The organism is Acinetobacter sp. AOR41_HL, assembly GCF_027854645.1.
GTDB lineage: Bacteria > Pseudomonadota > Gammaproteobacteria > Pseudomonadales > Moraxellaceae > Acinetobacter > Acinetobacter nosocomialis.
The window spans coordinates 163,383-173,765 of the sequence record NZ_JAKTHZ010000024.1 but is presented as its reverse complement, the minus strand read 5'-3'; the positions used below and the strand labels follow the sequence as shown (position 1 = coordinate 173,765).

Sequence of the window (10,383 nt, the reverse complement as noted above, 5' to 3'; positions counted from 1 at the left end):
TACAGTCGCTGTTGTACCATCTGGGAAAGTGACCTTAACTGTTGAGCCAGCTTCTGCTGTACCTGTTACAGGATTAGTTGCATTGATTGGATCAATTACTGGTGCATTTGGCGCAGTGGTATCTACTGTATAAGTTTTTGATTCAGTTATATTGCTACTATTACCCGCTGCATCAGTAAACGTAACTTTTGCATCAATGGTTTTATCGCTATCTGCAATTAATCCACTGCCTGGTACAACTACGCTCCATGTTCCTGCTACTTTATCTACAGTTGCAGTATAAGTTACACCATTCACAACTACAGTAACGACAGTATTTGCAGCATCTGCTGGAATATTTTTTAAGCTACCTGTAACAGTAACGTTACCAGCAGCTTCAGTTGAATTAATAACATTATCTGAAGTTATAGGATCAACAGAGAAAGTAACCCCATTTGTATTTGGGGGTGTAGTATCTGCAGGAGAAGAGTCATTACTACTACCACTATTTGATGCAGCAGCAATGATACCACCTGCAACTAGAGGTACTGCTGCCCATAACCATGGGTTCACACCTGCATCATGATAAAGTAATGGCTGAATTGAAGAAATTGGTTGATAAATAACATCAGACACTAATGCCTGTGGTGCTTCTGCTGGTAGTGCTGCTGGTAAGTCTTCACCTAAAAGTGCTTGTGGCTCCACATCACTGTCGGCATCTGCATCTGCATCGCTGTCAGCATCTGCATCATTTTCAGCATCTTTAAATTTTGCCCAAATGAGTTGACCATTCTGATCTTGAAATACAAGACTGTTATCAGCTGGTTCAGCAGTACCACTAAAGAAGCCTTCAATAACAATAGTTTCGCCATTTTTTAGGCGAATTACTGCATTAGTACCCTCTCTATTGACTACCAGTACATCACTGGCAGCTACTTTTACCAATACAACTGACGCTTCTGAAAGTTTTGCAGAAGTTCCCTCTGTTGTTACCAAGGTTTTGTGACTGTCCTTGGCAATAATTTGTATCTCAGGCATATCTATATTCCTTTTATATTATTGATTTAAATGATTTTTTGTATAATTCTTTTTACTTAATGTTTTCGAGTTTTTGACCTACAACTTAAAAACATTAAGTAATGTGATCATTTTTACATTAACCACTTTAAAATAAAAAAAATAAATACTAAAGTCCTTAAAGAAAAAAATTTAATTAATACAAATTTTATATAAATAAAATTCTCGTTCTTATTCTTATAAATTACGAAAAATAACTAGCAACTGTTTTATATATAAAACAAATTTAATTTTTTATTATTGAAAATTTATTGAAAACTATTTTAATTTAATTTTTTATATAACAATTTTTAATATCTCAATAAAATAAAATATATTAATAATGATATATATAGAAAAAAAATGGCTTCAGATAATATTTTACTATTACACTAAAGCCTAATTTTTTAATACTAATTAAAAAGATTTTTAAGTTAAGTTAAAAATTATCTGGACTCTCAAAACGTTTTACTTCTTGTAACTTATTAGGGTCATGCATAGTTGCAATACCATCTTCTGTTTTTTGATCAACAATAACATCAGGGTTAAAGATAGTTATAGTTTCTCTTCCTAACGCATCTTCTCCTACAATATATTGAAAGCCACGGCGATTCATTTTGTGACATAGCTTTTGGTAAAAGCCTTTAAGTCCTTCGGTTTCTTCATTAGGGTTGTAATAAAATGCGTTCATTACTGCCGGTAGACCAAGACCACACACCACACCAGATAACAGTACACTAATAAAGGTATATCCAATAAGAATACTACTATAAGGACTAAGTGCTGGAATATTTGCAACAGCCAGAATTAAAGCAAGTGAAATCCCGCCCCGTACGCCACCCCAAGATAAGATAGTTAAACTACCATTGTAGCTTTTGGTTTTACGCATTGTTGGGAAGAAAGCAAAAGACATAAAATTTGCTGCAAAGCGAGAAATATGCAAAATAAAGAAAGCAACTATTCCCCCTAAGATCAGGCTAAAATTCAAATCAAGAATAAATAGCTCAAGACCAATTAAAGTGAATAAGAATGAATTGATAATTCCTTCTACTGTATGCCAAAAATGATTAACTTCTCTAATCTCACGCTCTTCACGGATTTCTTTCCATTTATTACCAACAATTAAACCGCCAATCACACAAGCAATCGGAGCAGAAGCATGAGCAAACAAAGCAACTAAATATGCTCCGCTAGCAAGTAAGGCAGTTGTTAGAATCAGGGACTCCATTTCGTGTTTGCCACGTAATAGACGTAATGTTCCTATACCGAATGCCCATCCAATACCGACAGCAACCACAATTTCATAAAGTAAAGCTTCTAAAGTCGCAACTAACGAAAAATGTTCACCTTGTAAAACGTTCAGCAATGTCATAAATAGTGCAATACACATTGCATCGTTAAATAAAGATTCGCCTTCTAATTTGACAATTAAATGATGGGGCGCACGAATCGAACTTAAAACACCTTTAATACCGATCGGGTCAGTTGCTCCCAATGCCGCGCCTAATAATAGAAGAACTAAAATTGGTACATGATGGCCAACCAGTAATTGGAAGCCGTAAAGTAAGCCACCAAACAATACGGCGCAGATAACTAGTGCAATAGTCGCTAGAATACTAATTTGTCGCCAATAACTTCTTAAGTCTGAAATTTTAAATTTCAGTGCAGAAGATGTCAGAATAAAACAAATGACGCCATTAATTAAAAAGTCATAAAAATCGATATGACGTACTGCTTCTTCAATATTGTGAATATTAATGGTAATGAACTGATTACCATTTAAGAGACTAGCTCCCCATTGCAAAATGAAGACAAAGATTGCAGAAACAAGAGGCACGCCAATAGCTTGAGGAAAGCCTAAAATACGCTTATTGAATATAGTCGTTGCAATTGATAAGGCAAATACAACTGTAAGTGCTTGTAATAAGAAAAAATTACCCATGAATACCCTTCTTCTGGGTCAATGACCAAATAAAAAACCTAGACAGCTAAACTGAACAGAATGAGGAAGTAGGCACCTTATAAGGGCCTAAACAGTTAAAAGTTGGAATATAAGTTTAACGAATTACTTTAATCATTCTATCGATCAGTTAAATTTCTTAACATTAATTATGAAGTTGGGGTATTAAAAGATGAGCTTATTTAAAGTGTTTTAATAAACTCATCTTTAACATTAGATAGGATTATTAAAAGTATCACATTGGTTGATATCACCGGACTTTAAGCCCACTTGAAACCAATGCATCCGCTGTTCACTCGTACCATGAGTAAAACTATCAGGTACAACTTGTCCTGTCGCACGTTTTTGCAAATAGTCATCACCAATTTTTTGAGCTGCATCCATTGCTTCTTCAACATCACCAGACTCTAAAAACTGAGTACGTTGTTGATTATGATTTGCCCATATACCTGCTAAACAGTCAGCTTGTAACTCTTGTCGAACAGATAATTGGTTACCCTCTCTTTGGCTGACTTGCGAACGAGCTTGTTGCACTTGAGATGAAATACCAAGCAAGGTTTGAACATGATGGCCTACTTCATGCGCAACAACATAGGCTTGGGCAAAATCCCCTGCCTGATCTTGGCGAGAAAGCTCTGATTTATTTTGCTCACCCGAAATCCCCATTTGCTCGCGCATATCTTTAAAGAATTCGGTATCAATATAAACTTTTTGGTCAGCTGGGCAATAAAAAGGTCCCATAGCAGATTGAGCGGTACCACAACCTGAGCGAGTCACTCCACTAAATAAAACTAACGTTGGCGGTGTATAAGTTTTCCCTAATTGCTTAAATATAGGTGTCCACGTATCTTCTGTATCAGCTAATACAGTTCCAACAAAATCCGATGCTTCTTTTTGCTCAGGTGTTAAACTTTCTGGTGAGGTTGCATTTGATTGTTGTGAAGCAGTAACCTGCTGCGTTGCCTGATAAGCCATTTGCGGATCAACGCCAAAAAATTTCCATGCGACAAATGCCACGACCAAACCAATAATACTAATACCACCTGCTTTAACACCGCCCCCACCTCGACGGTCCTCAACATTGGTACTGACTCTACGATCTCTCCAGCGCATAACGTCCCTCTTCTTATTAAATGGCCTGATTAGTCAGAAGCTTTTGGCCACATTTTCTGTATTAAACTCACCACAAGCAACACAACCGCCCCAGCAATCATACCAATCGCAAAGTTCATTAATGTCGGTGTTAAAGCTCCAATAATATTGCCTACTGCGGGTATATTCTCTACATGATCGACGGTACTATCAGTAATATGATGAAGTAAAGGAATTGTATGGTTAATAATCCCTCCACCTACTAAAAACATTGCAATAGTTCCAACAATAGAAAGTAGCTTCATTAAAAGAGGAGCAAAAGCAAGTAAACCACGTCCTAGAGTTTGTTTAAAAGAAGCAGCCTGTTTTGTTAAATATAATCCTAAATCATCAATCTTAACAATCACACCAACCAAGCCATAAACACCTAGTGTCATCACAACAGCAATAATGCTAAGTACACTTATTTTTGTTATTAAAGCCGCCGTAGCAACCGTTCCTAAAGAAATAACAACAATTTCAGCAGATAAAATAAAGTCAGTTCGAATAGCTCCTTTTACTTTCTCTTTTTCAAAAGTAGCCAGATCCAGCTCTTCATTGTTAAATTCTTTTTCTGCTTCCTCAGAGGTTGAAGCTTTTCTATGCATAATTGTATGAAGAACTTTTTCAACGCCTTCATAACATAGAAATAAACCACCTAGCATCAATAAAGGGTTAATCAGCCACGGTGCGATAACACTAATTAATAAAGCTAAAGGTACTAAAATAAGCTTATTAACTAAAGAACCTTTGGCAACCTTCCATACGATAGGCAATTCACGATCTGCACGTACACCTGTTACCTGTTGTGCATTTAAAGCCAAATCATCACCTAAAACACCGGCAGTTTTCTTTGCTGCCATTTTGCTCATTAAAGCGACATCATCTAAAATTGTTGCAATATCATCTAGTAATAAAAGTAAGCCACTTGCCATTTCTTATCCAGGTTTGTATTTATCTAGCTATTGTAAGATGAAATATTCCATTTTCTGTAATTTTACTGAATAAATTCACAATATTATTTTAAGAAAGTTTAACCAATCGCTGACGAAAAAAATTTATTTCCCGTACAATAATGCCAATCTTTTATATTACAGGGCTTACTATCCCTGATTAAGCCAATACGATAGTGGAATAAATAATGAGTAATGTTGATCAGCGTCCAATTATTTTGACAGGCGACCGCCCAACCGGACAACTTCACCTTGGGCATTTTGTCGGTTCTTTGCGTTCACGTGTAGGTTTACAGGATAGCCACCATCAACACCTCTTATTAGCAGATGCACAAGCATTAACAGATAATGCAGATAACCCAGATAAAGTACGTCGTAACATTTTAGAAGTTGCTCTAGATTATTTAGCTGTTGGTATTGATCCAACTAAAACAACTATTTGTGTTCAGTCATGTTTACCAGCACTGAATGAACTTACAATGTTATATCTTAACTTTGTAACTGTGGCTCGTTTAGAACGTAACCCGACTATTAAATCTGAAATTCAAATGCGCGGTTTTGAACGTGACATTCCTGCGGGCTTCCTTTGCTATCCTGTTGCACAGGCGGCTGATATTACGGCTTTTAAAGCAACTGTAGTACCAGTAGGTGAAGATCAGATTCCAATGATTGAGCAAACGAATGAAATCGTGCGTCGTGTAAACCGTCAAATTGGTCAAGACCTATTACCTGAATGTAAAGCATTGCTTTCTAATATGGCTCGTTTACCTGGTTTTGATGGTAAAGCAAAAATGTCTAAGTCATTAGGTAATACCATTGTTTTAAATGCTTCTGACAAAGACATTAAAAAAGCTGTAAACGCAATGTACACTGACCCAAATCATCTTCGTATTGAAGATCCAGGTCAGGTTGAAGGAAACATCGTATTTACTTACTTAGATGCATTTGATCCAAACAAAGAAGAAGTTGAGGAATTAAAAGCTCATTACCGTCGTGGTGGTCTTGGTGACGGTACTGTTAAAAAACGTCTCGAAGGTGTGTTAAAAGAATTAATTACTCCTATTCGTGAGCGCCGTGAAGAACTTGCTAAAGACCCTGATTACATTATGGATGTTTTACGTCAAGGTACTGATAAATGTCGAATCATTACTCAGCAAACTTTAGATGAAGTTAAAGATGGCTTAGGCTTATTTAAATTCTAATTCTTAGATTCAAAATATAATTCAAAAAGCCCTACGGGGCTTTTTTTCATAATTACATTTAGATTCAATAATTTAAGTTATTACAATTTCTATATATTTATTATGATTCACACGCTCTTACCCTTTTAACGTGAAGTAACACTAATTAACGTGAACCTTAATGAACAAATATGAACACCTCACTAATATAGCTCAAGTAGGTTGATATGAACCTCACGACATTTCTCCTTAAGCCGAAACTGTTTTTAACAGATTCGTTGTTCTACGCAATGATCACCCCAATCATTGCGTATTTTTTTGTCTCTTTTTAGCGTTATTATTTCTCATTTCATTTTATGCTACTTTTCAATGATGCAAAAAAATACCGCATCATTTTTCAGATGCGGTATTTTTTAAAGATTTAAGGTAGCTATTAAACTAAACCTTTCTCTTTTAATACTTGCAACATAGTTGAACCAAGCTCAGCTGGGCTACGAGTGTAAGCCATACCTGCTTTTTCAAATGCAGCAAATTTCTCTTCAGCAGTACCTTGACCACCAGAAATGATCGCACCAGCGTGACCCATACGCTTACCTTTAGGAGCAGTTACACCAGCGATGTAACCTACTACAGGCTTAGTCACGTTAGATTTGATGAATTCAGCAGCTTCTTCTTCCGCTGTACCACCGATCTCACCGATCATGATGATTGCATCAGTATCTGGATCGTCTTGGAACAATTGAAGCGCTTCGATTTGGTTCATACCTGGGATTGGGTCACCACCAATACCGATACAAGTAGACTGACCTAAACCAAGCTTAGTTGTTTGAGCAACAGCTTCATAAGTCAATGTACCTGAACGTGAGATAATACCAATACGACCTGGTTGGTGGATGTGACCAGGCATAATACCGATCTTACATTCACCCGGAGTGATCACGCCTGGGCAGTTAGGACCAACTAAACGAGTACCGTTACCGTTAGTTTCTAAATAACGTTTTGCTTTAAGCATGTCGATTGTTGGAACACCTTCAGTGATCACAACGATTAGGCCAACACCTGAATCAACCGCTTCAACGATTGAGTCTAAAACGAATGGAGCTGGTACATAGATTACAGATGCATCTGCATTTGTTTCACGTACAGCTTCTTTCATTGTGTTGAATACTGGTAAGTCAAGGTGAGTTGTACCACCTTTACCTGGAGTAACACCACCAACAACTTTTGTACCGTAGTCTAAAGCTTGTGCAGAGTGGAAAGTACCGTTTTTACCAGTAAAACCTTGTACCAATACTTTAGTGTCTTTATTAATTAATACGCTCATGATTGATACTCCCCTTACGCTTTAACTGCAGCTACAACTTTTTCTGCGGCATCAGACAAACCGTTCGCAGAAATTAATTTCAAACCAGATTCATCAAGTAATTTAGCACCTAACTCAGCGTTGTTACCTTCTAAACGAACAACAACTGGAACAGTTACGTTTACTTCTTGAACCGCTGCAATAATTGCTTCAGCAATCATGTCACAACGTACGATACCACCGAAGATGTTAATTAAAACACCTTGTACAGATGTATCAGCAAGGATGATTTTGAACGCTTCAATTACGCGCTCTTTAGTTGCACCGCCACCAACGTCAAGGAAGTTTGCAGGCTGACCACCATAAAGTTTAATGATGTCCATAGTTGCCATTGCAAGACCAGCACCGTTAACCATACAACCGATGTTACCTTCTAAAGCAACATAGTTAAGATCAAATTCAGATGCTTTTAATTCACGCTCATTCTCTTGAGATTTGTCACGTAAAGCAGCAACTTTAGGTAAACGGTAAAGCGCGTTAGAGTCGATACCTACTTTCGCATCTACACATAAAATTTCGCCGTTTTCACGAACAGAAAGCGGGTTAATTTCAAATAAAGCAAAATCGTTTTCAACAAATGCTTGGTAAGCAGCTGTCATGATTTTTACGAATTGACCGATTTGTTTGTCTTTCAAACCTAAAGCAAACGCAACTTCACGTGCTTGGAATGGTTGTAAGCCAACTAATGGATCAACTTCAACTTTGATAATTTTTTCTGGAGTTTCTTCAGCAACTTTCTCGATTTCTACACCACCTTCTGTAGAAGCCATAAAAGTAATACGACGGCTAGAACGGTCTACAACCGCGCCCAAGTAAAGCTCACGCTCAACTGGATATACGTCTTCAGCAACAATGATGCTGTTTACTGGTTGACCATTTGCATCTGTTTGATACGTTACAAGACGAGTACCAATGATATTGTTTGCAAATTCGATAACATCTTCTTTAGATTTTGCAACTTTAACGCCACCAGCCTTACCACGACCACCAGCATGAACTTGCGCCTTCATTACAGCGAATTTACCACCAAGCTGTTCAAATGCAGCAACTGCTTCGTCTGCATTGGTTGCCAAGATACCTTCTTGTACTGGCATACCATATTCTTTCAATAACGCTTTAGCTTGATACTCATGTAAGTTCATTTAGTTACCTACTTAACTTTGTTTGTTGTCTTCAATTTGCGCAACATTCTCATGTTGTATGTGCAAATTGCTGTCTACGTCTATCAACTTGATGATTTTTTAATCACACCATCGAATGTGAAAAAGAGCGGAGAAACCGCTCTTTAATTTTATTTACGCTTACGTTGAATCGCGTGAATTGCACGACCATCTACAGCAAGTGCAGCTTCATGAACAACTTCAGAGAATGTTGGGTGACCAAAAGTCATCAACTGAAGATCTTCAACAGAAGATACAAATTCAAGAGCGATCATACCTTGGTGAACGATATCAGATGCTGCAGGTCCAATCACATGCATACCTAATAAACGGTCAGTTTTTGCATCAGCAACGAACTTAACAAAACCTGCACCTTCACCAGCAGCTAAAGCACGACCATTTACAGCAAAACCGAATTGACCAGTTTTTACTTCATGACCTTTTTCTTTAGCTTGTTCTTCAGTTAAACCAACCCACGCCGCTTCAGGGTGTGTATAGATAACAGAAATGATTGTGTCATAGTTTACTTGAGCAGCATGACCGTGAATACGTTCAACAGCCATTACACCCTCTTCCATTGCTTTATGAGCAAGCATTGGACCGCGAACTAAGTCACCAATCGCATATACACCTTCTACAGAAGTTGCACAGTGATCGTTTACTTCAACTAAACCACGTTCAGTTAATTTAATGCCTGAATCTTCAGCCAATAAACCTTCTGCATAAGCTTTACGGCCAACACAAACGATTAATTTGTCAAAAGTTTGAGTTTTTTCTTCGCCACCTTGAGTGTATTTAACAGTCACTTCACGACCATTAACTTCAGTGCCAGAAACTTTAGCACCAACGCGAATATCAAGACCTTGCTTAGTTAAAAGCTTTTGGTATTCTTTTGCCAAAGCTTTATCAGCCATTGGCAAGAATGCATCCATTGCTTCAAATACAACAACTTCAGCACCAAGACGACGCCATACTGAGCCAAGTTCTAAACCGATTACACCTGCACCAATTACACCTAAACGCTTAGGTACTTCTGGGAAGTTTAATGCGCCAGTTGAATCAACAATAATATCTTGATCTACAGGAGCTACAGGAATATTTACAGGCACAGAACCAGACGCAAGAATCACGTATTTAGGTTCTAAAACTTGAGTTTCACCTTCATGAGAAACGAACTCAACTTTTTTACCAGCAAGTAATTTACCTGTACCTTTTAACCACTCAATACCGTTGCCTTTAAGCAATTGGTCGATACCGCCAGTTAATTGGTCAACAATTTTGTCTTTACGAGCAAGAAGTTTTGCAAGATCGAAATTCACTTCACCAGTTGTAATACCGTGATCAGCTAAGTGATGCACTGTATCTTCATAACGATGAGAAGAATCAAGCAAAGCTTTAGAAGGGATACAACCTACGTTTAAGCAAGTACCACCTAAAGAAGGCTTACCGTTGTGAATACGTTTTTCAATACAAGCGACTTTGAAGCCTAGTTGAGCAGCGCGAATCGCAGCTTCATAACCACCAGGACCACCGCCGATGACAACAAGATCAAATTGTTGAGACATTTTTATCTCCATAAACCAAGATAGAGGATCGCTCT

8 protein-coding genes are annotated in these 10,383 nt (G+C 37.6%); 1 reads left to right on the top strand and 7 read right to left on the bottom strand.

What is annotated here, in order from left to right; genetic code table 11:
• The 4 genes from MKL35_RS09795 to MKL35_RS09780 all read right to left on the bottom strand — a co-directional run.
• Positions 1–1,017, bottom strand: a 1,017-nt coding sequence (locus MKL35_RS09795) for a BapA/Bap/LapF family prefix-like domain-containing protein (protein ID WP_191976130.1), incomplete at its 3' end; no start/stop codon positions are given.
• Positions 1,018–1,474: 457 nt separating this feature from the next.
• Positions 1,475–2,977, bottom strand: a complete 1,503-nt coding sequence (locus MKL35_RS09790) for a cation:proton antiporter (RefSeq protein ID WP_002051161.1) — start codon at positions 2,975–2,977, stop codon at positions 1,475–1,477.
• Positions 2,978–3,208: 231 nt separating this feature from the next.
• Complete coding sequence (gene ypfJ, locus MKL35_RS09785) at positions 3,209–4,108, bottom strand: KPN_02809 family neutral zinc metallopeptidase (RefSeq protein ID WP_002051488.1); 900 nt, start codon at positions 4,106–4,108, stop codon at positions 3,209–3,211.
• A 29-nt stretch (positions 4,109–4,137) separates the two neighbouring features.
• Complete coding sequence (locus MKL35_RS09780) at positions 4,138–5,061, bottom strand: DUF808 domain-containing protein (RefSeq protein WP_004885495.1); 924 nt, start codon at positions 5,059–5,061, stop codon at positions 4,138–4,140.
• Between the two features lie 206 nt (positions 5,062–5,267).
• On the opposite strand from MKL35_RS09780, the gene trpS reads away from it, so the two are divergent.
• Positions 5,268–6,281 (top strand): tryptophan--tRNA ligase, encoded by a 1,014-nt coding sequence (gene trpS, locus MKL35_RS09775; protein ID WP_000072941.1) that lies wholly within the window; start codon positions 5,268–5,270, stop codon positions 6,279–6,281.
• Between the two features lie 412 nt (positions 6,282–6,693).
• Here trpS and sucD read toward each other — a convergent pair whose 3' ends face one another.
• From sucD to lpdA, 3 genes are all read right to left on the bottom strand, one after another.
• On the bottom strand, positions 6,694–7,584 hold the full coding sequence (gene sucD, locus MKL35_RS09770) for a succinate--CoA ligase subunit alpha (protein WP_002051332.1): 891 nt from the start codon (positions 7,582–7,584) through the stop codon (positions 6,694–6,696).
• Between the two features lie 14 nt (positions 7,585–7,598).
• The gene (sucC, locus tag MKL35_RS09765) at positions 7,599–8,765 is read right to left on the bottom strand and encodes an ADP-forming succinate--CoA ligase subunit beta (protein WP_001048573.1); all 1,167 of its coding nucleotides are present in this window, start codon (positions 8,763–8,765) and stop codon (positions 7,599–7,601) included.
• Positions 8,766–8,914: 149 nt separating this feature from the next.
• Entirely contained in the window at positions 8,915–10,348 is a 1,434-nt protein-coding gene (lpdA, locus tag MKL35_RS09760; protein ID WP_002051272.1) for a dihydrolipoyl dehydrogenase, read from the bottom strand.
• Positions 10,349–10,383 lie beyond the last annotated feature (35 nt).